Here is a 20016-nt window from a genome sequence, read left to right on the forward strand (position 1 = left end):
GGGGCCCCCCGCGCGCGCCCCCCCCCCCCCCCCCCCCCCCCCGGCGGGCGCCCCCCCCCCCCCCCCCCCCCCCCCCCCACACTCCTACAGGGGAATATGTCAGGCGGTTACATGGGTGGCGTCACCCCATCCTTACCCGCAGAAATCGCCTGCGCCGTCAGCGTGCCGTCCGCACTCTGCGTCACGAACGTAACGATCTTCACCCCGACCTTGAGCAAGCTGCGATCCCCCGGCATCAGGTTGACGATCGGCACATCCTCCGGCACCAGAATCTTCTGCTGGCCGCCCTTGTAGTTCACCGTCAGTACCCGGCCATTGCTGACCACCAGATCACCGACACTGCCATTGGTCATGCTGCTGCCCTTGGCCAGATCGAACGGCCGGTGTCCGTCGCCACTGCTCGCCAGTTCCGGCGGAAATACGTGCACCTCCAGCGCCTTGAGCGTGCCATCCTCCTGGGGCATGGCGGCCGAGCCGATGTAGCTGCCGGGTTTGATGTCTTCGATGTTGGCGAGGGTAACGGCGCGGACCTTGGTGTCCTGAGTCAACTGGATGACCACGTTCTCGCCACTGTTGACGTGGACTTTCAAGGAGTCGGCGCTGACACCCGTGATCTCGCCGCGCACGCCGATGCGCATCCCCGGTGCGTCCGCCGCCTGCACGCCGGTCGAGCCCAACACGCCAATCATGGCAATGGTTGCGGTGTAACGAAGCATCAGACGAAACATTGCAATCCTCCGGTCATGAATATTCAACAAGACGATGCAAACATAAGCACGCTATCGAAGAAGATGTAAGTGAATGTATCATCGACCTTCAATCGGCGGACGCAAGGTCCGCCGAGCGACGATGACCTGATGAACGCCAGCCATTCCGCAACGGAATAACTGATATCAAGCGAAGGCGTCTTCTGCCTGCGCGGTTTGTCCCATAGCCTCACCGCATTCCCTTTCGCTGGATCGAGAAACCTTATGACCGCCACAACTCACGCAATGACCCGAGGCATGGTGCTGCTGTTCGCTTTCTGCTGCGGCGCCATCGTTGCCAACATCTACTACGCGCAGCCGATCATCGGCCTGATTGCGCCGGACATCGGCCTGACCGACACCATGGCCAGCTTCATTGTCTCGCTGACCCAGATCGGTTACGCGCTGGGCCTGTTCTTTCTGGTGCCACTGGGCGATCTGCTCGAAAACCGCCGCTTGATGATCATCACCACCGTGGTGGCGATTGCCAGCCTGCTCGGTGCGGCGTTCACCGACCAGCCCAATGTGTTTCTGCTGATCTCGTTGCTGGTGGGCTTCAGTTCGGTGTCGGTGCAGATTCTGATTCCGCTGGCCGCACACCTGGCACCGGAGGAGTCTCGTGGCCGCGTCGTCGGCGGGATCATGGGTGGTTTGCTGCTGGGTATTCTGCTGGCGCGGCCAGTGTCGAGCGTGGTCGCCGACCATTTCGGCTGGCGGGCGATGTTCATGATCGCGGCAGCATTGATGGCGGCGATCAGCGTCGTGCTGGCGCTGACTGTGCCCAAGCGCCAACCGGATCACAGCGCCTCTTACGGGCAACTGATCGGCTCGCTGTGGACGCTGCTGCGCCAGCAACCGGTACTGCGTCAGCGGGCGTTTTATCAGGGCTGCATGTTCGCCACCTTCAGTCTGTTCTGGACCGCGGTGCCGCTGGAACTGGCACGTAACCATGGCCTGTCGCAAAGCGAGATCGCGATTTTCGCCCTAGTCGGCGCCATCGGTGCCATCGCCGCACCGATCAGCGGACGCCTGGCCGACGCCGGCCATACCCGCATCGCCTCGCTGCTGGCCATGGTGTTCGCCAGCGTGAGCTTCCTGCCCGCCTTCATCCACCCGGCCTACAGCGTCATCGGCCTGGCCGTGACCGGCGTGGTGCTCGACTTCTGCGTACAGATGAACATGGTCCTCGGCCAACGCGCGGTGTACTCGCTGGACGCGAAAAGCCGTGGCCGCCTGAACGCGCTGTACATGACCAGCATTTTCATCGGCGGCGCCTTCGGCTCGTCAGTGGCCAGTGCGGTATTCGAGCATGGCGGCTGGTTGTGGATCGTGATTGTCGGTAGCGCGTTCCCGGTGCTGGCGTTGTTGCGGTTTTTGAGTGTTTCGCAGCGTGGTTCATTGGCAACGGCGTAAGACGTCAAAAGCTTCGCGAGCAGGCTCGCTCCCACAGGTTGCTCACTGGCCTATGGGAGCGATGACGCTTAATAGCGAACCAGTTTTTCCATCGCCGCATCCGCCAGAAAGGAGGAGCGGCTTTTGACGTTGTGTTCGCGCACATAACGATCGATTCGCTGGATCACGTAGCCGGGGAGCGTCACGTTGACCTTCTCGGTCTTGCCGAGATAGGGCGAGATATCCAGTTCCAGCATTCCCCAGCCCATGTCGGCAAATTCCGGATTACTGCGATGAACAGACGCCGACGTCGGCATGGGAATCGATTCCCCGTCCGCCGCAAGCTCTTGCAGCATGATGTGTGCGATCTCAACCGCTGCGTTATAGGCATCTTCAAAGCTATCCCCCGCCGTGACAGCGCCGGGAATATCGGGGATCTGGATGCCGATGGCTGTGTTCTCGTCTCCCCACTCGATGCAGATGGGATATTGCATTATGGATCTCCTTCGAAACTGGCTGGCGGGTTGTACAGCCCGGCACGCCTCCTGATACTTTTGACCGTCCCCAACGGTAAATCCTTTTTCGGATGAGGCACGGGAATCGTGTACGGGTTGTAACGGTGCCTGAAGATGTGATGGCTGCCGGTAATCCTGTCCAACGTCCATCCGGCTTCCTCCAGCTCCTTGATCAATAACCTGCTCTGCACCAACCGCCTCCTTGCCTCGGCCTGTTAAAAGTAACTCTAGAGTTATCTTTACTCAAGCATAGAAATCCGCAGAGCGACGCCCGGTTGTTTTACAGAGTGTGATTGAATGCACCGACCTCAACCCGGATTACACTCAGCCGCTCAACCCGCTAGCTGATCAACACTGCTCGCCAGACCTTCCAAGGAGTTGCCATGACCCGACGTACCTTCCTCATCACCGGCGCCAGCAAGGGCATCGGACGGGCGCTGGCCGAGCATCTGGATCGTGCCGGGCATCGCGTGGTCGGCATTGCGCGTCAGCCGGATTTGAGTTTTCCGGGCATTCTGTTTCCGCTCGACCTGAGCGATCGCAAGCTGACCGGTGAGGTCCTCGCGGAAATGGCGCGCACGTATGAGTTCGATGGGCTGGTGAACAACGTCGGGCTGGTGCGCCCGCAGGCGCTGGGCGATATCGATCTGGAAGCGTTTGACGATGTGATGCGGGTCAACCTGCATTCGGCGTTGCAGGCGACTCAAGCGTTGTTGCCGGGAATGCGGGCGAGGGGTTGGGGGCGGGTGGTGAACATTTCCAGCCTGACAGTGCTGGGCATCACCCAGCGCACGGCCTATGCAGCAGCGAAAGCGGCGCTGGTCAGCTTCACCCGCTCATGGGCGCTGGAACTGGCACAGACCGGGATCACTGTCAACGCCGTAGCACCGGGGCCGACCGAGACCGAACTGTTCCGCGCCAACAACCCGCCGGGCAGCGAGGGTGAGGCGCGCTATCTGGCCGGGGTGCCGATGGGGCGGCTTGGGCAGCCGGAAGAGATTGCCTCGGCGATAGCCTTTCTGCTTTCGGAGCAAAGCGGCTTCATCACCGGCCAAACCCTGTTCGTCGATGGCGGCGCCTCAGTGGGCAAAGCCGCGTTCTAATCAACAACACATTCCCCCCTGTAGGAGTGAGCCTGCTCGCGATAGCGTCCGTCCAGCCGACATTGATTTGACTGACACACCGCTATCGCGAGCAGGCTCACTCCTACAGGGTTATTCAACAGCTTCAAGAATGTGCAAGGACTTGAGATGGACCGCCTCGCCGCCATGGAAACCTTCGTCTACGTCGTGGAAACCGGCTCGTTTTCCGCCGCCGCCCGGCGCTTGGGAATCGGCCAGCCCGCCGTGTCGAAAACCATCGCTCAGCTGGAAAAGCGCCTGGCCGTAAGTCTGCTGCTGCGCTCGACCCGCGGCCTGACCCCGACCGAAGCCGGGCTGGCATTCTTCGAGCGGGCCAAGCGCGCCATCGAAGAAACCAACGAAGCCGACAACGCCGCCCGTGGCAGTGCCAGTGGTTTGAGCGGCAACCTGCGTATCAGCGCCGCCGTGACCTTCGGCCGGCTGCACATCGTGCCGCAACTGGGTCCCTTCCTCGACCAGCATCCACAACTGAACATCGACCTGCTCCTCGACGACCGCAACATCAACCTCGTCGAGGAAGGCATCGACGTCGCTTTGCGTATGGGCCCGCTCAGCGACTCGAGCCTGACCGCGCGCAAGATCGCCGACTGCCGCCGTGTAGTGCTCGGCTCGCCGGCGTATTTCGCCCGTCACGGCGTACCCACCTGCCCTGCCGAACTGGATCTGCATCAAGGCATCGTCTACAACCTGAGCGGCGGCGCCACCTGGACTTTCACTCAAGGCACAGCGCAACACACGCAAACCCTCAGCGGCCGCATCCGTGTCAGCGCCGCCGAGGGTTTGCGCGCCTCCGTCCTGGCCGATCAGGGCCTGACGATTGCCTCGCAATGGATGTTCGCCCCGGAACTGGCCAGCGGCGCAGTCGTGCCGGTAATGCAGGACTGGACGCTGCCGGACCAGGATCTGTGGGCGGTGTTTCCGACAGGCCGGATGGCGAGTGCCAAGGCACGGGTGTTTGTTGAGTATGTGCAGAAATTGTTCGAGGCGAGCCGCTGATGTCGCCAACTTTCAGCGTCGCGCGCCATCGTCCCTGACTGTACTTCCTGGCCGTCCCTGGCCTGAAAGGTTCAAGGTTGTTTCGGTTCTTTCCCGCGCTGTAACACCTCGTCCGCCATGGCCGGCAAATCGGCGCGCTTGGTATTCGGGCTGACATGGGTAATCAGATCAGCCAGCGCCACGCCCTCCATACCCAGCCTGTCGCGCAGGCCTTCATAGCCTGCGGGAACATTCCCGTCTTTCCAGAAAGAAGGCACGCGTACTTCCTTGGGCAGTCGCGCGCTCTGATCGACGATCTTGTAGGGGAAAGGTGTTTCTTCGAGTTTTCTTTGCTGGCTCATCAGAGGCGCCTTGCCCGCGACCATCTCGGGATGGGTCAGGCTGCCCGCGCGGTGTTGCTGTTCGAGCAGGACGATGCGCTCCTTCAGCTGTTGGATCTTGCTTTGGTGGCGCTCGTTTTCGTGGATGAGTTCGTCCGGCGTTTTCGCGATCAGCGCTGGCGGCCTGTCCAGTTGCTTCTGGATAAAGATCGCCTTGACCGCAGCCAGACTGGGCGGTGTCAGCCACACCTGCTCGTTGTGGTCCGTATGGGCTCCGGGCGTCTCGAGGATGCCCTTCAAGTGCGTATGGCTCTCGCTGGCAATCCGCGCCAACCGGTCAGGGTTCAGAGCCTTCAATGGGTACAGGCGCTCCAGGTCGTCACGCTTGTAATACAAGGGATTGCGCTGACCGAGATACCTTTCGCCGCTCCTGCCGACCTTGGCGCCCTCTCGCTCACTGGGTGCCTGCGCGACCCGACCGAGAATACGCCCCGCGGAATCCCGGTCGTTATGCCAAAGCTCCAGGGGATGGCTGATATTGCTCAGGGCCGTCTTGCCATCGAGGGTAATGGTTATGCCTGAATTGCCAATGGAGCCGATCCCCAACGGAGGCAGTTGCTGGTAGGCCGCTGCGGTCTTGGCCTGGTCGATACGTTTGTCTGACACCACCCGTGTATAGGTGCCCATGGCCCCGCCACGGTTGAAGTCGGCCATTTTTCTGATTCGCCCTATCCCGTTCAACTGGCGCTCATTGACCGATAGAAAACGCTCGGACTTGAGCAGGCCCTGCATTTCGCGAAAATCCACATCACGGGTGAAGACACTTTTCCCGACACTATGATCAAGAATGCTTTCCAGCGGCGCCGACAACTTCTGCACGTGCCTGGCTTCTTTTCCATGGGGAGCCCCTTCGCGGATCTCTCTGGACAGTTGCATTTCCTGGGCAATTGCTTTGGACAGATAGTTGGCATTCGATCGCCATGCGTTCAGCTGATTCTGCTCGCGCTCGGGCAGCTTTTCTCCGGCGGTAAAGCGTTGCAACTGAGTGACCATATGACGTTCGAAGTCAGCGTCACTGGCAAAGGCGTTTTTCGCGATGAACTCGCGCTGGGCCACGGCCGCTGGAGCATGGGCAGCAGGCTGCGCCGGAGCATGAAGAGGGTTGGTGACCGACCTGATAGACATTCCTGCGGGGGTGGCGGCAGGCAGGGGATCGGTTTGCGCTGCCTGTACGGACAACACACCACTGACGCCGGGAATATTATGTATCGGCATGTGGAAACTCCTTGATGAGGGTGCACAGCACTTCAAGCCGGCGATGGAACTGCTCGATGACCAGGGAAAATCCTGGTTCGTGTTCCAGGCTGCGCAAATCGACCAACCCCTTCAACTCGTAACCCTCGGCCCCTTCACTCAACACCAACTGCCCTGTTTCGAAACCGAATACCGGGTTGCTCAACAAGGAAAACACCTCGGCCGCATTGGCCACGAGCATAGGCAGACGCAGATCGGCGAGTACACTCCAGACCCATAAGCGATCGTCGTCCACGGTGATGAAAACATCCGAGACGCCATCAAGCTCGATTGCGATAGTGGAGTGCTGGTCAAAATCGAGCATTTTATGCTCGGGGCATTGGTATCGCCGTAGCAACGCATCCATCAGTTCCTTCAGCGTGAATCTTGACTGCTCACGGAAGGAGTAAGGATCTTGCACATCTTCTTTCACCATGGGGGACACCTGGAAGGTCTGAAGTCACCAGCGTTGCTTTGATATCCCGACCATTCGGAATAAAAAATCGCTGGCCTGTCAGGAATCAGGCTTTGGCTCTACTCAGGTCCTTGGTGATCTCCACCAGACCAGATTGGCGAACTGCACACCTTGATAACCATCACCATGACCCGTTGGCGAAGTATGCAAATCAAGGCTCTGAATTATCTGCCGAAAAAAATGCAAGAAATTTTAGCCCACGGCCGATATCCATTCAGCCTCGGGTCTACAGGCTTTGATGTTTTCAGCAGCACCCATTATCAAAACGGCGATCCGAAGATCGCCGTTTTGCATTACTGCCCGAACTGCTTGCCCAACCCCGGCGGCACGCCGTGGATATCGGTGTCTTCCCACGGGCCGTTGGGGCTGATCGAGCGGCTCCAGCCGTTGTTCCAGCGGAAGTAGGTGCGCTGGCGGTAGAAGGTGTTGGGTTGGCCATCGAGAACATAGACGCCGAGTTTTTGATCCCAATGGCTGTTGCCACCCGGTGGCGGGGCGAAGCTAGCCGATGTGCGCGGGACCGGTTTCGACGGTTTGGCGGGGATGCTTTTGCCTGGTGTCGGTGAGGTCGACGGGGTCGGACTCGGTTGCGACGGCGGAATCGGCGGCAGGTTGGTGGTCGGTTCCGGGCGTTGCACCGCACATGCACTCAAGCCCAGGGCCAGTGTGAGGACTGTGATTCGGGCGATGGTGTGCATGGCGGTGCTTTCCTGTTTTGCCCGGCTATTTGTCCGGGCTGTCGATGGTCAGTGTTTGTGGCGCGGTGGTGCTGCTGGCCAGAGGGCCGCTGCGACCGACCCACTCCCCTGCGGTCGGCTGACCGGCCCGGGAGATGCGCGCAACCAGTTGGACTTCAGGGAAGTTCGACAGTTTCAACTGCGGCATCATTGCGTCGGCATCGCCCAGTTCGACGGTCACCGGCAGATCGGCCACAGTCAGTCGCTTGGCGGCCAGCGGTGCTGGGGGACCAGAAACCGCGCGGGCAAAGATGAACACGCTGTCGCCCGGTTGTACTTTGCCCTTGAGTTCGCTGGCCAGATCGACGCTGACCTTTAACAAGGCTGCTTTTGGCGCTGCGGTCTGAGCGACCTTGCCACCACTGGCTTGCAGACGCTCGGCGGCTCGCTCGATCCCGCCCTGCAGCGCTTCGCGGGACTTGTCATCCGGCGGCAATTGCGCCAGCAGACGATTCCAGTAATCGATGGCTTGCTGATAGCGCTCGCCCTCGAATGCGGCGATGCCGAGCAGACCGAGGCTGGTGACTTCTTTCGGATCGGCCTTCAACGCTTCATCGGTCAGCGCCTGAATTTTGTCCGACCATTTTTTGCCATCGGCAAAATACTGCGCCTGCGCCCACTGGCCGAGCAGCTCCGGCTGGCGGCCGGCGAGGTTGGCGGCGCGTTCGAACATCTTCGCCGCGTCTGCCGGACGCTCCTGAGCCATGTACGTGCGACCGAGGAAGTACAGGCCCTCCGCCGAATCCGGCTGCGCGGCAACGGCGCGCTCCAGACGCTGGGTCATCTCTTCCATCGACTGCGGTGCCTGAGCGAATTCGCGGGTCAGTTCGACTTTATCGGCAGCGCCGAAATGCAGGTACAAACCCAGGCCCAATACCGGTACAAGTACCGCCGCCGCCAGCGGCAACGGTTTGCCCAGTTTCGACACACGCGGCGCGGCAACGCCTTCGGTATCCGCCAGCAATTCACGGGCGGCCTCAGCGCGGCCGCTGTCCATTTGCGCAGCGTCGAGCACGCCTTCAGCCTGTTGCGCTTGCAACTCGGCCACGCGCTCCTGATACAGCGCAACGTTCAGGGCAGTACGATCCTCTTCACGCTGGGCGCGACGTTCGCGCAAAACCGGGATCAGCAGAAAACTCAGGGCGACCAGAAGCAACAGCCCTGCGGCAAGCCAGAAATCAATCATTCTTGGTTTTTATCCAACAGTTGGTCGAGGCGCTGACGCTCATCGGCGGAAAGCGATTGCGGGGTTTCGGCGCGTTGTCCGCGACGACGGCGGACGATCACCGCGATCACCACAAAACCACCCAGCAGCAGCCCGGCCGGGCCGAACCACAGCAGTGCGGTCTTGGCGTTGAGCGCCGGTTTGTAGCGGACGAAATCCCCGTAGCGATCAACCATGAAATCGATGATCTGCTGGTTGTCCTTGCCCTCGCCGAGCATGCGGAAAATCTCTTTGCGCAGGTCAGCGGCAATCGGCGCGTTGGAGTCGGCGATGTCCTGGTTCTGACACTTGGGGCAGCGCAGTTCCTTGGTCAGTTCGCGGAAACGCTCGCGGTCCCCTTCTTTGGCGAACTCGTAAGTGTCGATGGCGGCGTGAGCCACACCGGCCAGACTCAAGCCCAACACCACGGCGGCTAAAAAGCGCTTCATGGTTTGGCCTCATCGACCAGCGCCTGATACTTGGCTGCGAGTTTTTCGCGCCAGACCTGCTCGTCGATCACCCCGACGTACTTGTCACGAATGATGCCTTTGGCGTCGATGAAGAAGGTTTCCGGCGCGCCGTAGACACCGAGGTTCAGGCCCAGCGAGCCCTCGTCGTCACGGATATCCAGCACGTAAGGATTGTGAAACTCGGCCAGCCACTTCAGCGCATCGGCATTGGTGTCCTTGTAGTTGATCCCGTAGATCACCACACCGCGCTCGGCCAGTTTGTTCAGCACCGGGTGTTCGACCCGGCAGGAAATGCACCAGGTGCCCCAGACGTTTACCAGGGCAGGTTTACCGAGAATGTCAGCCTTGGTCAGGGTCTTGTCGCCCTGCACTGCCGGCAACGAAAATTCCGGGAACGGCTTGTTGATCATGGCCGACGGCAGCTCCGCCGGATCGAGGTACAGACCGCGATAAAGAAATACCGCCACCAGCAGGAAAATCGCCAGTGGCACCAGCATCAACCAACGTCTCATGCAGCCGCTCCCGTCATGCCCAGCGCTTCACGCACTTTGGATTTCACCTTGACCCGATAGCGCCGATCCAGCGCTGCCAGCAAGCCACCGAGACCGGTCAGCAAGCCGCCGAACCAGATCCAGCGCACGAACGGTTTGACGTGTACCCGCACCGCCCAAGCGCCGTTTTCCAGCGGCTCGCCCAAGGCGACATAGAGATCACGGGTGAAACCGGCGTCGATCCCGGCCTCGGTCATCACCGAATTCTGCACGGTGTACAGACGTTTTTCCGGGTGCAACACGCTGACTTCCTTGCCATCGCGAATGACCCGAATGGTGCCCTTGTCGGAGGTGAAGTTCGGCCCTTCGAAGTGCTTGGCGCCTTCGAAGACAAACTGGTAACCGGCCAGCGCCATCGATTCGCCCGGCGCCAGACGCAGGTCGCGTTCTGCACTGTTCTGGCTCGACAACACCACGCCCAGCGCACACACGGCGATGCCGAGGTGGGCGATCTGCATGCCCCAATAACTGCGGGTCAGGGTTGGCAGGCCTTTGATCAGGCCTTTGTGGCGGGTCTTGTCGAAGATGTCACGCACACCGGCGAGCAGCACCCACGCGGCGAGCAGGAAGGTCGCGATCACCGCCCAGTTGAAATCGCCGTAAGCGACGCCGGCCACGATTGCCAGCGCGACGCTGCCGAGCAACACCGGGGTCAGCATGCCCACCAGCCATTTCACCGGGGTGTCCTTCCAGCGCACGATCACACCGACCGCCATCACCATCATCAGCAACGCCATCAGCGGAATGAACAGCGCATTGAAGTACGGCGGGCCGACCGACAGTTTGGCGCCGCTGATTGCATCGAGAATCAACGGATACAACGTGCCGAGCAGAATCATCGACGCCGCCACCACCAACACCAGGTTGTTGCCCAGCAGCAGGGTTTCCCGCGACCACAGATTGAAACCGACCTGGCTTTTCACCACCGGCGCACGCAACGCAAACAACGTCAGCGAACCACCGACCACGAACAACAGGAAGATCAGGATGAACACACCGCGCTCAGGGTCGGAAGCAAAGGCGTGCACCGAGGTCAACACGCCGGAACGGACAAGGAACGTACCGAGCAGGCTCAACGAGAACGCGGCAATTGCCAGCAACACCGTCCAGCTCTTGAACACGCCACGTTTTTCCGTGACCGCCAACGAGTGGATCAGCGCGGTGCCGACCAGCCAAGGCATGAACGAGGCGTTTTCCACCGGGTCCCAGAACCACCAGCCGCCCCAGCCGAGTTCGTAGTAAGCCCACCACGAACCGAGGGTGATGCCGATGCCGAGGAAGGCCCAGGCGACAATGGTCCATGGACGCGACCAGCGTGCCCACGCCGCATCGAGACGACCGCCGAGCAGCGCCGCGATGGCGAACGCGAAGGCCACGGAGAAACCGACATAACCCATGTAGAGCATCGGCGGATGCACGATCAGGCCGATGTCTTGCAGCAACGGGTTGAGGTCGCGGCCGTCCGCCGGAATCTGCGGCAGGATCCGCGAAAACGGGTTCGACGTGAGGATCAGGAACAGCAGGAAACCGGTGCTGATCATGCCCATCACCGCCAGTACGCGGGCGAGCATGACTTGCGGCAACTGCCGGGAGAACACCGACACGGCGAAAGTCCAGCCACCGAGGATCAACGCCCACAGCAGCAGCGAACCTTCGTGGGCGCCCCACACCGCGCTGAACTTGTAGTACCACGGCAACGCGCTGTTGGAGTTCATCGCCACGTAACCGACCGAGAAATCATCGGTCATGAACGCGTAAGTCAGGCAGCCAAAGGCGAACAGCAAAAAGGCAAACTGGCCCCACGCTGCCGGTTGGGCCAGGCCCATCCACAAGCGGTCGCCGCGCCAGGCACCGAGCAATGGCACCACGGCTTGCACCAGCGCAAAACACAGCGCCAGAATCATCGCCAAATGGCCCAGTTCAGGAATAAAAATAGCGGAAGTCATCGATCAACCCTCCTTCGCTGGGGTCGGCGCGGATTGACCGCTGTCTTTCAACGCTTTGGTCACTTCCGGCGGCATGTACTTCTCGTCGTGCTTGGCCAGTACTTCATCGGCGACGACCACACCGTCAGCATTGATCTTGCCCAAGGCAACGATGCCCTGCCCTTCGCGGAACAAGTCCGGGAGGATGCCGCGATAGGTGATGGTCACGGCCTTGTTGAAGTCGGTGACGACAAATTTGACGTCCAGCGAATCCGTGGAACGTTGCAGCGAGCCCTTCTCGACCATGCCACCGGCACGGATGCGCGTGTCGTGCGGCGCTTCACCGTTGGCAATCTGCGTCGGGGTGTAAAACAGATTGATGTTCTGCTGCAAGGCGCTAAGGGCCAGGCCGACAGCAGCGCCGACCCCGACCAGAATCGCCAGGATGATGATCAAACGTTTTTTGCGCAGCGGATTCACTTGCCGTTCTCCCGGCGCAGACGACGCGCCTCTTGTTGCAGATACCGCTTGCGGGCCAGGATCGGCGCCGCCACGTTGAAGGCCAGTACCGCCAGACAGATGCCATAGGCCGACCAGACATACAGACCATGATGGCCCATGGCGAGGAAGTCGCCGAATGAAGCAAAGCTCATCGAGCGGCCTCCAGACTGTGCTGCACTTCTTCTTTCACCCAACTGGCGCGTGCTTCGCGCTTGAGCACTTCCAGACGCATGCGCAGCAACAGCACGGCGCCGAAGAAACAGTAGAAACCCAGCACCGTCAGCAACAGCGGCAGCCACATTTCGGCAGGCATCGCCGGTTTTTCGGTGAGGGTGAAGGTCGCGCCCTGGTGCAGGGTGTTCCACCACTCCACCGAGTATTTGATGATCGGGATGTTGATCACGCCGACGATAGCCAACACCGCGCAGGCCTTGGCGGCGCTGTCGCGGTTGCTGATCGCATTGCCCAGCGCGATCACGCCGAAATACAGGAACAGCAGAATCAGCATCGAGGTCAGCCGTGCGTCCCAGACCCACCACGAGCCCCAGGTCGGTTTGCCCCAGATCGCCCCGGTGACCAGCGCCACGGCGGTCATCCACGCGCCGATCGGTGCGGCGCATTGCAGGGCAACGTCGGCCAGTTTCATCTTCCACACCAGCCCGACCACGCCACACACCGCCAGCATCACGTAGATCGACTGAGCGAGCATCGCGGCAGGCACGTGAATGTAGATGATGCGAAAGCTGTTGCCTTGCTGATAATCCGGCGGCGCGAAGGCCAGGCCCCAGACGACGCCGACGCCAATCAGCAGCAACGCTGCAATGCTCAGCCACGGCAACAACTTGCTGCTGATGCCGTAGAACCACTTGGGCGAGCCGAGCTTGTGAAACCAGGTCCAGTTCATACTGTTTCCATCACGGGTGCCGCTCATCGGTGTGAGCAGTCTCAGGGTCTTTACTGGTTAAATTTTAACCAGACCTCATTATTCGCCGACGCTGATCTTCAGGCCAGCCGCTATTGCAAAAGGTGTCAGGGTGATCGCCAGGGCGGTCAGGCTACCAAGCCACAGCAGATACCCGGTCGCCGGCATGCCTTGCAACGCCGCCTGCAAGGCGCCACTGCCAAGAATCAACACCGGGATGTACAACGGCAAAATCAGCAGCGCCAGCAACAGGCCACCGCGCTTCAAACCCACCGTCAGCGCCGCGCCCACCGCGCCGAGCAAGCTCAGCACCGGAGTGCCCAGCAGCAACGACATCAGCAAAACCGGCAGACACGCGGCAGGTAAACCGAGCATCAATGCCAGCAAGGGTGAGAGCAAAACCAGTGCCAGCCCGGAAAAAAGCCAGTGTGCCAGCACCTTGGCCAATACCAGAAGTGGCAACGGGTGCGACGAAAGGACCCACTGTTCGAGGGATCCGTCTTCGAAATCACTGCGGAAAAGCCCGTCCAGCGAGAGCAGGACCGATAAAAGCGCCGCCACCCAGACTAACCCCGGGGACAAGTTTTGCAACACTTGAGTTTCCGGGCCGACGGCCAGCGGGAACAAAGCGATGACGATGGCGAAGAAAATCAGCGGATTGGCCAGCTCCGCCGGGCGGCGAAACAGCAGACGCGATTCACGGGCAACCAGCAGGCCGAACACACTCATACCGCCCAATTCCCCAGATCGATGTCGCGATAACCGGCCGGCATCCGGCTCAGTGTGTGGTGCGTGGTCAACACCACCAGGCCGCCGCGCTCGCAATGGCCGGCCAGATGTTCCTCAAGTTGCGCCACGCCCTGCTTGTCGAGGGCGGTGAACGGTTCGTCGAGAATCCACAGCGGCGGGCTGTCGAGATACAAACGCGCCAGCGCCACGCGGCGTTGCTGACCGGCGGACAGGCTGTGGCAGGGAACATCTTCGAAGCCGCGCAATCCTACTGCTGCCAAGGCTTGCCAGATGGCCTCGCGTTCGGCGGGATGATGCAGGGCGCACAGCCAGGAGAGGTTTTCTTCCGGGGTCAGCAGGTCCTTGATCCCGGCGGCATGGCCGATCCACAAAAGGTTGCGCGCCAGTTCGCTGCGTTGTTCGGTCAACGGCAGACCGTTGAGCAGGACTTGACCGTCGGTCGGCTGCATCAAGCCGGCCAACAGCCGTAACAAACTGGTTTTGCCGCTGCCGTTGGGACCGCTGATTTGCACCATATCGCCACTGGCCAGTCTCAATTCGAGATTTTCGAAGAGCAGCCTCAGGTCACGTTCACACGCGAGGGCAACGGTTTGCAGGACAGGACTGGTCAAGGGATCACGGGCCTTATACGGTTCAAGTCGGCTCTGGTGCGGCCGTTAAAGAGATGCAGCATAGATGCATTGACGGCTCGATCTAGAGAGCTGCGTCAAACAATTGTTATGTTTTTTGAACGAAGCGCAAGACGGGCGGCATTATACATGTCGTGCCTTACTCTCAAGAGTGCAATTTCCTCAGGTTGTGTCCGCGTATGACAGGCGAAATGAACATCCTCCCGCTCCCCCCAACCACCCCGGCGACCGTTCGCCCGCAGGTGGGGGAGCTGCTCAAGCTGCTGACGCCGGTTGAAGGCTTGATCGGCGCCGGGCAGAGCGCCAAGGCCGAGGTGTTATCGCTCAAACAGGCGGATCAGACGTTTCAATTGCTGCTGAAAGTGACGCTGGACAGCGGGCGGCAGACCACCGTGCAGGCGACCAGCAATCTGCCGCTGGCGCAAGGCACCAGTCTGGCGATCACTCAGCCGTCGGCGGGCAATCTGGCGATCACCGTGCAACAAGCGATAGCCAGCAGCGTGGCCACCCTCACCCGCATCGATACCGCGCAATTGCCGGTCGGCACGTTGTTGCAAGGCAAGGTGCTGACCTCGCAGGTGCTGCCGCAGACGCCGGGGCAAGCGACAGTCTTTCGCTCGATGGTCAGCCTGCTCAACACCGCATTGAGCGGCAGCACCTTGAGCATCGACAGCCCGCAACCGCTGCGCATCGGCACCCTGCTCTCGGCGCTGGTGGAAGATTCGCAAACCTTGAAATTCCTGCCGCTGAGCAGCCGTCAGGAGCAGTTGGCGGTGAGCCAGCAACTGGTCGGTCAGCAGAGTCGTCAGGCATCGCTCGGCGGTTTATTGAACGCACTGCAAAACCTGCCGACCGATACCGATCAAACATCGGCCGATTTACGCGCCGCGGTCGACAAATTGCTTGCCGGCCTGCCTGACGTGCAGCAACTGAGCACGCCGAAAGGTCTGGCGATGGCGCTGGCCAACAGCGGCATGTTTCTCGAAGCCAAATTGCTGACAGGCCAGAATCCGGCGCTGGCCCCGGACATGAAAGCCGATCTGCTCAAGTTGATCGCGCAACTCACCCCAGGCCTGCCCGGCAACACCAATCTGAATGCGATCATCGCCGCCAACACCCTGGCGCAGGCCATGCCGAGCTTCGTGCGCAACGCCCTTGGCATGCTCGGCCAAGTCAGTGCCAAACCACTGCCAAACAGTTTCCCGCTGCCCGACCGACTGCTGCAAAGCCAGGACGGCGAAGGTGATCTGGAACATTTGCTGCGCCTCGCCGCCGCCGCTGTTTCCCGCCTGCAAAGCCATCAGTTGTCGAGCCTTGAACAGACTGGCGTCACCGATGACGGGCGCCTGCTCAGCACCTGGCAACTGGAAATCCCCATGCGTAACTTGCAGGACATCGTGCCGTTGCAGGTCAAGTTCCAGCGCGAAGAAGCGCCGGAGAAAGAGCCGCAACCGAACGAGCGTCGCGACGAACGCGAGCCCAAGCAACAATTGTGGCGCGTCGATCTGGCGTTCGACATGGAACCCCTCGGGCCAATGCAGATTCAGGCACAGTTGATCGCCGGCAGCCTGTCCAGTCAGCTGTGGGCTGAACGGCCATACACCGCCGAACTGATCGAAAACAACCTGTTCGCCCTACGCCAGCGCCTGCTTGATCGCGGGCTGAACGTCGGCGACATTGACTGCCACCACGGCACGCCGCCGCAGGGCAACCAGACCCGCCTCGACCACCGCTGGGTTGACGAAACCGCATGAATGACACCACCGCTCCACGCCAGGCCATCGCCCTCAAATACGACGGCAACCACGCCCCGACCCTCACCGCCAAGGGTGACGAAGAACTGGCCGAAGAAATCCTGCGGATCGCCCGCGACTGTGAAGTGCCGATCTACGAGAACGCCGAGCTGGTGCGCCTGTTGGCGCGCATGGAATTGGGCGACAGCATTCCCGAAGAGCTGTATCGCACGATTGCCGAGATCATCGCGTTTGCGTGGAACCTGAAAGGGAAATTCCCCGAGGGACACGACCCGGATGCACCGATGGTCGAGAAGGACGTCACCGATCGCGGGGATGACTACTAAATCCCGCCGCTCCCGTTGTTGGAATAATTCCGACAGTGCCAAACAGCTCATCCAACTGTTAAATCAACACTGGATGAGCTTTCTGCCATTAAAGACTCCGGCAAATCTATTGCTTTATACAACTGACAGAACTGGCTCGAGTAATCGGCCCGAATGCTTTTATCGCCTGTTTCACTGCATCTTCCAAAGAACTTGCAATGAATTCACCGCTAGGGTTTGTTCCCGTTTTTCCTACCCCGATGCATTTATATTTCGCTTCCTCAGCACTGGCGCTTAAAGAAAACAATGCAGCAACCGGAATAGCCAAGCTGAAAAAAATTACACTTTTAGATAAGTTCATAAGTCGCACCTCTTAATCCATAGAGAAGAATCAACCACCCTCGGATCATCAGAGATTTCTGCCGACTTGACACCTGTCAGATCTGACAGTCTTTTAGAGAGATTAGAAATACATTTGCTTCGTAACCGTTATAACTGACTGATTTCGTATTCAATCAAGAACTACTGCTAAAAGAATGAATAAACTTGAGTCTTGAAAGCAAAAGATCGCCGCCTTCGGCATCTCCTACAGGGAAACGCATTCCACTGCAGGCGCTGCCGAAGGCTGCGATCTTTTGATCTTGCTTGCCGCTTGAAGCTTCTAGCTGCTCTTGTGCAATTTGCGTATCAACCCCGCCTCAGCCTGGGTCAACCCGCAGGACTGAGTCAGTTCATCAAGTAACTCCCCCCAAAACAACGCTAAGCACTTACAATTTCCTGCAATTAACATGGCCAATAATATATTCCCCCGGAAACACTTTCTTCGCTTGCTTATAAGCGTCTTCAAGAGAGCTTGCAGTGATACGCGAATTTCTTGCGGGCCGGCTTTCATTTGCGCCAAGCATGAATACTTCGCCTCTTCGGCGCCTGCGCTTGGCAAAACCGAAAACACCGCTTAAACCAACAGAATGGAAACAATCGACTTTCTTAGTACGCGCATAAGTCTGAACCTCAAGTATTGGAAAAAATTAACTACCCAAGGATTATCAGTTGCCAAGCGGAGGAGAACACCTGTCAGACTTGACAGTATTTTATATTTGTTAGAAGTAGGATCTTGTTAAAAGAGTTATGTCTACCTTGTTCGGCACTCAGCAATTAAATTGCCGATCCGCGAAAATGCCGAGCTGGTGCGCCTGTTGGCGCGCATGGAATTGGGCGACAGCATTCCCGAAGAGCTGTATCGCACGATTGCCGAGATCATCGCGTTTGCGTGGAACCTGAAAGGGAAATTCCCCGAGGGACACGACCCGGATGCACCGATGGTCGAGAAGGACATCACTGATCGCGGCGACGATTATTAAGCCAAAAAGCAAAAGATCGCAGCCTTCGGCAGCGCCTACAGGGAAACGCATTCCACTGTAGGCGCTGCCGAAGGCTGCGATCTTTTGATCTTGCTTGCCGCTCGAAGCTTGAAGCTTGAAGCTTCTAGCTGCTCTTATGCAGCTTGCGCATCAACTCCGCCTCAGCCTGGGTCAACCCGCAGGACTGAGTCAGTTCATCAACGCTCGCGCCCATCCCTACCAGCTTCGCCGCTTGGGCGAACGACAGGCTCGATGGATCGCGCTGCTCCAGCGCAACAATCTTGTCCGGCAACGGCCCGACTACCGCGCGCAGCTCGTGCAGGGCTTCGCCCATGCGCACGTTACCGTTCTGGTAGTCGTCCACTCGCTTGGCCAGGTCCTTGATGCGCTGATCACGCAGCGCATCGCCCTGAGCCTGTTGCGCCGCGATCACTCGCTGCGCCTTGATGTACGCCAGAAACATTGCCAGCGTGCCTGCCCAGAAAAGGAACAGGACAATGACCGCAACCTCGAGAATCAATCAGATGCTCTCCAGTTCCGACCATTCTTCTTCGCTCATCATCTTGTCCAGCTCGACCAGGATCAGCAACTCATTGTTCTTGTTGCACACGCCCTGGATGAACTTGGCCGACTCTTCGTTACCGACGTTCGGTGCGGTCTCGATTTCCGACTGGCGCAGGTAAACCACTTCAGCCACGCTGTCGACCATGATGCCGACGACTTGCTTGTCGGCTTCGATGATGACGATACGGGTGTTGTCGCTGATCTCGCCGGTGCTCAGGCCGAAGCGCTGACGGGTGTCGATCACGGTAACCACGTTACCGCGCAGGTTGATGATGCCCAGCACGTAGCTTGGCGCACCCGGCACCGGAGCGATCTCGGTGTAGCGCAGGACTTCCTGAACGCGCATCACGTTGATGCCGTAGGTTTCGTTGTCCAGCTTGAAGGTCACCCATTGCAGGATCGGATCTTCGGAACCCTTTGCCGCCGTAGCCTTGTCGTTCATACCCTAGCCCCTCGAAGTACCGCGCTCGCGGTGTATGTTCTGTGCCCCGTCATACGAATGCCGGCGCCTGTCTTTTATGTAAGTGTCATGTCGGTTTGTGGTTCGGCTTACTGCCGGACATGTGCTTTGCCCCGCCACTGGCGATCAACTCGGCCAGTGCCGATACATCAAGCAAGGCGCACATGTGTTCAATCACCGTGCCGGCGAGCCATGGCCGCTGACCCCGATGACTTCTCCATTTGATTTCATTCGGATCAAGACGCAACGAACGGCTGACCTGATGCACCGCCAGGCCCCACTCGTAACCTTGTACCGAAATCACGTACTGCAAGCCCTGACGGAAGTCATCGCGATAGCGATCCGGCATGACCCAGCGCGCGGTATCCAGAACTTTCAGGTTGCCGGCCTGGCTCGGCAGGATGCCGAGGAACCATTCCGGTTGCCCGAACAGCGGCGTCAGCTCATGGCCGGCCAGCGAATAGATCGAGCCGAGGCACACCAGCGGCACCGCCAGCGTCAGCCCGGCAACGTCGAACAGCAGGCATTCGAACGCTTCGGAAGCCCAGGCTGGACGGCCGTCGGTTTCCACCGGCGGCGGGGTGTTGCTCGGCGGCAGATGCACTTCCACCAGTGGTGGCACCAGCGTCTGTTCGACGGGTGCAGGCGCCACGGGCACAGGCTCGGCCACGAGCGGTTCCGGCGCGGTTTTCAGCAGCTGGGTTTGCAGCAGTGGCGCCAATGTCGAAACCGGTGCACGAACCTCTTCAATCAACGCCAACGGAGCCTTGGTCACGGGTGCAACAACAGGCGCGGCAACCGGCTTAACAGCCTGTTGCGCATCACGCGCCTGTTCTTCCAACACAGCGGCCTGGAACTCATCCAGCGCCGCCGCAGTTTCCACCACTTCAGGTTCCGCTACGACTGCCACCGGCAACTCGTCAGGAATTTCCTGCAGCAAACTGTCCAGATAAGACTGCAAGGCCAACTGCGGCTTCGACGTCAACTTCAACGGCCGATTCATG

24 protein-coding genes and 2 pseudogenes are annotated in these 20016 nt (G+C 59.7%); 6 read left to right on the forward strand and 20 right to left on the reverse strand.

The genetic code is table 11. The features are described 5' to 3' along the window. Positions 1 to 107: 107 nt before the first annotated feature. On the reverse strand, positions 108 to 728 hold the full coding sequence (locus ACIOWE_RS22550; protein WP_401396034.1) for a hypothetical protein: 621 nt from the start codon (positions 726 to 728) through the stop codon (positions 108 to 110). Positions 729 to 971: 243 nt separating this feature from the next. Here ACIOWE_RS22550 and ACIOWE_RS22555 point away from each other — a divergent pair, with 243 nt between their 5' ends. Then, positions 972 to 2159, forward strand: a complete 1188-nt coding sequence (locus tag ACIOWE_RS22555) for an MFS transporter (RefSeq protein WP_401396037.1) — start codon at positions 972 to 974, stop codon at positions 2157 to 2159. Between the two features lie 68 nt (positions 2160 to 2227). Here ACIOWE_RS22555 and ACIOWE_RS22560 read toward each other — a convergent pair whose 3' ends face one another. Continuing rightward, entirely contained in the window at positions 2228 to 2632 is a 405-nt protein-coding gene (locus ACIOWE_RS22560; protein WP_201227414.1) for a type II toxin-antitoxin system HicB family antitoxin, read from the reverse strand. Next, complete coding sequence (locus ACIOWE_RS22565) at positions 2632 to 2844, reverse strand: type II toxin-antitoxin system HicA family toxin (protein ID WP_095050205.1); 213 nt, start codon at positions 2842 to 2844, stop codon at positions 2632 to 2634. The genes ACIOWE_RS22560 and ACIOWE_RS22565 overlap by 1 nt, the downstream gene beginning before the upstream one ends. Before the next feature lie 192 nt (positions 2845 to 3036). Here ACIOWE_RS22565 and ACIOWE_RS22570 point away from each other — a divergent pair, with 192 nt between their 5' ends. Together ACIOWE_RS22570 and ACIOWE_RS22575 are read left to right on the forward strand one after the other, a co-directional pair. Continuing rightward, on the forward strand, positions 3037 to 3756 hold the full coding sequence (locus ACIOWE_RS22570) for an SDR family oxidoreductase (RefSeq protein ID WP_401396041.1): 720 nt from the start codon (positions 3037 to 3039) through the stop codon (positions 3754 to 3756). Positions 3757 to 3903: 147 nt separating this feature from the next. Then, entirely contained in the window at positions 3904 to 4791 is an 888-nt protein-coding gene (locus ACIOWE_RS22575; protein ID WP_401396044.1) for a LysR family transcriptional regulator, read from the forward strand. Positions 4792 to 4862: 71 nt separating this feature from the next. Here the strand turns inward: ACIOWE_RS22575 and ACIOWE_RS22580 are convergent, their stop codons facing one another. The 12 genes from ACIOWE_RS22580 to ccmA form a co-directional block, all read right to left on the reverse strand. After that, the gene (locus ACIOWE_RS22580; RefSeq protein ID WP_401396047.1) at positions 4863 to 6386 is read right to left on the reverse strand and encodes a hypothetical protein; all 1524 of its coding nucleotides are present in this window, start codon (positions 6384 to 6386) and stop codon (positions 4863 to 4865) included. After that, positions 6373 to 6840, reverse strand: a complete 468-nt coding sequence (locus ACIOWE_RS22585) for a hypothetical protein (RefSeq protein WP_401396050.1) — start codon at positions 6838 to 6840, stop codon at positions 6373 to 6375. The genes ACIOWE_RS22580 and ACIOWE_RS22585 overlap by 14 nt, the downstream gene beginning before the upstream one ends. Positions 6841 to 7172: 332 nt before the next feature. After that, a complete protein-coding gene (locus ACIOWE_RS22590; RefSeq protein WP_401396053.1) occupies positions 7173 to 7577 on the reverse strand; it encodes a hypothetical protein in 405 nt (134 codons plus the stop codon). A gap of 25 nt (positions 7578 to 7602) precedes the next feature. Then, positions 7603 to 8802, reverse strand: a complete 1200-nt coding sequence (gene ccmI, locus ACIOWE_RS22595; RefSeq protein WP_401396056.1) for a c-type cytochrome biogenesis protein CcmI — start codon at positions 8800 to 8802, stop codon at positions 7603 to 7605. Then, positions 8799 to 9269, reverse strand: a complete 471-nt coding sequence (locus tag ACIOWE_RS22600) for a cytochrome c-type biogenesis protein (protein ID WP_166222383.1) — start codon at positions 9267 to 9269, stop codon at positions 8799 to 8801. Before ACIOWE_RS22600 ends, ccmI begins: the two co-directional genes overlap by 4 nt. Beyond that, positions 9266 to 9802, reverse strand: coding sequence for a DsbE family thiol:disulfide interchange protein (locus ACIOWE_RS22605; protein ID WP_166222385.1), 537 nt, complete (start codon positions 9800 to 9802; stop codon positions 9266 to 9268). The genes ACIOWE_RS22600 and ACIOWE_RS22605 overlap by 4 nt, the downstream gene beginning before the upstream one ends. Beyond that, positions 9799 to 11787: a heme lyase CcmF/NrfE family subunit gene (locus ACIOWE_RS22610; RefSeq protein WP_401396060.1), complete on the reverse strand. Its 1989-nt coding sequence runs from the start codon at positions 11785 to 11787 to the stop codon at positions 9799 to 9801. The genes ACIOWE_RS22605 and ACIOWE_RS22610 overlap by 4 nt, the downstream gene beginning before the upstream one ends. Positions 11788 to 11790: 3 nt before the next feature. Then, positions 11791 to 12246 carry a cytochrome c maturation protein CcmE gene (ccmE, locus tag ACIOWE_RS22615; RefSeq protein WP_201239285.1) on the reverse strand — a complete coding sequence of 152 codons (456 nt, stop codon included), beginning with the start codon at positions 12244 to 12246 and terminating at the stop codon, positions 11791 to 11793. Continuing rightward, positions 12243 to 12419, reverse strand: a complete 177-nt coding sequence (ccmD, locus tag ACIOWE_RS22620; protein WP_064390881.1) for a heme exporter protein CcmD — start codon at positions 12417 to 12419, stop codon at positions 12243 to 12245. Before ccmD ends, ccmE begins: the two co-directional genes overlap by 4 nt. Continuing rightward, the gene (locus ACIOWE_RS22625; RefSeq protein WP_401396063.1) at positions 12416 to 13171 is read right to left on the reverse strand and encodes a heme ABC transporter permease; all 756 of its coding nucleotides are present in this window, start codon (positions 13169 to 13171) and stop codon (positions 12416 to 12418) included. The genes ccmD and ACIOWE_RS22625 overlap by 4 nt, the downstream gene beginning before the upstream one ends. 78 nt (positions 13172 to 13249) lie before the next feature. Continuing rightward, positions 13250 to 13918, reverse strand: coding sequence for a heme exporter protein CcmB (gene ccmB / locus ACIOWE_RS22630; RefSeq protein WP_201239284.1), 669 nt, complete (start codon positions 13916 to 13918; stop codon positions 13250 to 13252). Continuing rightward, complete coding sequence (ccmA, locus tag ACIOWE_RS22635) at positions 13915 to 14550, reverse strand: cytochrome c biogenesis heme-transporting ATPase CcmA (RefSeq protein WP_201239283.1); 636 nt, start codon at positions 14548 to 14550, stop codon at positions 13915 to 13917. The genes ccmB and ccmA overlap by 4 nt, the downstream gene beginning before the upstream one ends. 197 nt (positions 14551 to 14747) lie before the next feature. Here ccmA and ACIOWE_RS22640 point away from each other — a divergent pair, with 197 nt between their 5' ends. Then, positions 14748 to 16322 carry a flagellar hook-length control protein FliK gene (locus ACIOWE_RS22640; RefSeq protein ID WP_401396067.1) on the forward strand — a complete coding sequence of 525 codons (1575 nt, stop codon included), beginning with the start codon at positions 14748 to 14750 and terminating at the stop codon, positions 16320 to 16322. Further along, the gene (locus tag ACIOWE_RS22645; RefSeq protein ID WP_401396070.1) at positions 16319 to 16648 is read left to right on the forward strand and encodes an EscU/YscU/HrcU family type III secretion system export apparatus switch protein; all 330 of its coding nucleotides are present in this window, start codon (positions 16319 to 16321) and stop codon (positions 16646 to 16648) included. The genes ACIOWE_RS22640 and ACIOWE_RS22645 overlap by 4 nt, the downstream gene beginning before the upstream one ends. Positions 16649 to 16754: 106 nt before the next feature. Here the strand turns inward: ACIOWE_RS22645 and ACIOWE_RS22650 are convergent, their stop codons facing one another. Next, positions 16755 to 16988: a hypothetical protein gene (locus ACIOWE_RS22650; protein WP_401396073.1), complete on the reverse strand. Its 234-nt coding sequence runs from the start codon at positions 16986 to 16988 to the stop codon at positions 16755 to 16757. A 300-nt stretch (positions 16989 to 17288) separates the two neighbouring features. Next, positions 17289 to 17375 (reverse strand): annotated as a pseudogene (locus ACIOWE_RS22655) (DUF2802 domain-containing protein); the annotation flags it as partial. A 409-nt stretch (positions 17376 to 17784) separates the two neighbouring features. On the opposite strand from ACIOWE_RS22655, the pseudogene ACIOWE_RS22660 reads away from it, so the two are divergent. After that, positions 17785 to 17988, forward strand: a pseudogene (locus ACIOWE_RS22660) (EscU/YscU/HrcU family type III secretion system export apparatus switch protein); the annotation flags it as partial. Positions 17989 to 18112: 124 nt separating this feature from the next. Here the strand turns inward: ACIOWE_RS22660 and ACIOWE_RS22665 are convergent. From ACIOWE_RS22665 to ACIOWE_RS22675, 3 genes are all read right to left on the reverse strand, one after another. Further along, positions 18113 to 18508, reverse strand: coding sequence for a DUF2802 domain-containing protein (locus tag ACIOWE_RS22665; protein ID WP_401396076.1), 396 nt, complete (start codon positions 18506 to 18508; stop codon positions 18113 to 18115). Further along, on the reverse strand, positions 18509 to 18994 hold the full coding sequence (locus tag ACIOWE_RS22670) for a chemotaxis protein CheW (protein WP_025111919.1): 486 nt from the start codon (positions 18992 to 18994) through the stop codon (positions 18509 to 18511). 85 nt (positions 18995 to 19079) lie between these two features. After that, positions 19080 to 20015 carry a CheW domain-containing protein gene (locus ACIOWE_RS22675; RefSeq protein ID WP_401396079.1) on the reverse strand — a complete coding sequence of 312 codons (936 nt, stop codon included), beginning with the start codon at positions 20013 to 20015 and terminating at the stop codon, positions 19080 to 19082. Position 20016 lies beyond the last annotated feature (1 nt).

Source organism: Pseudomonas sp. NPDC087598 (genome assembly GCF_044743525.1).
Lineage (GTDB): Bacteria > Pseudomonadota > Gammaproteobacteria > Pseudomonadales > Pseudomonadaceae > Aquipseudomonas.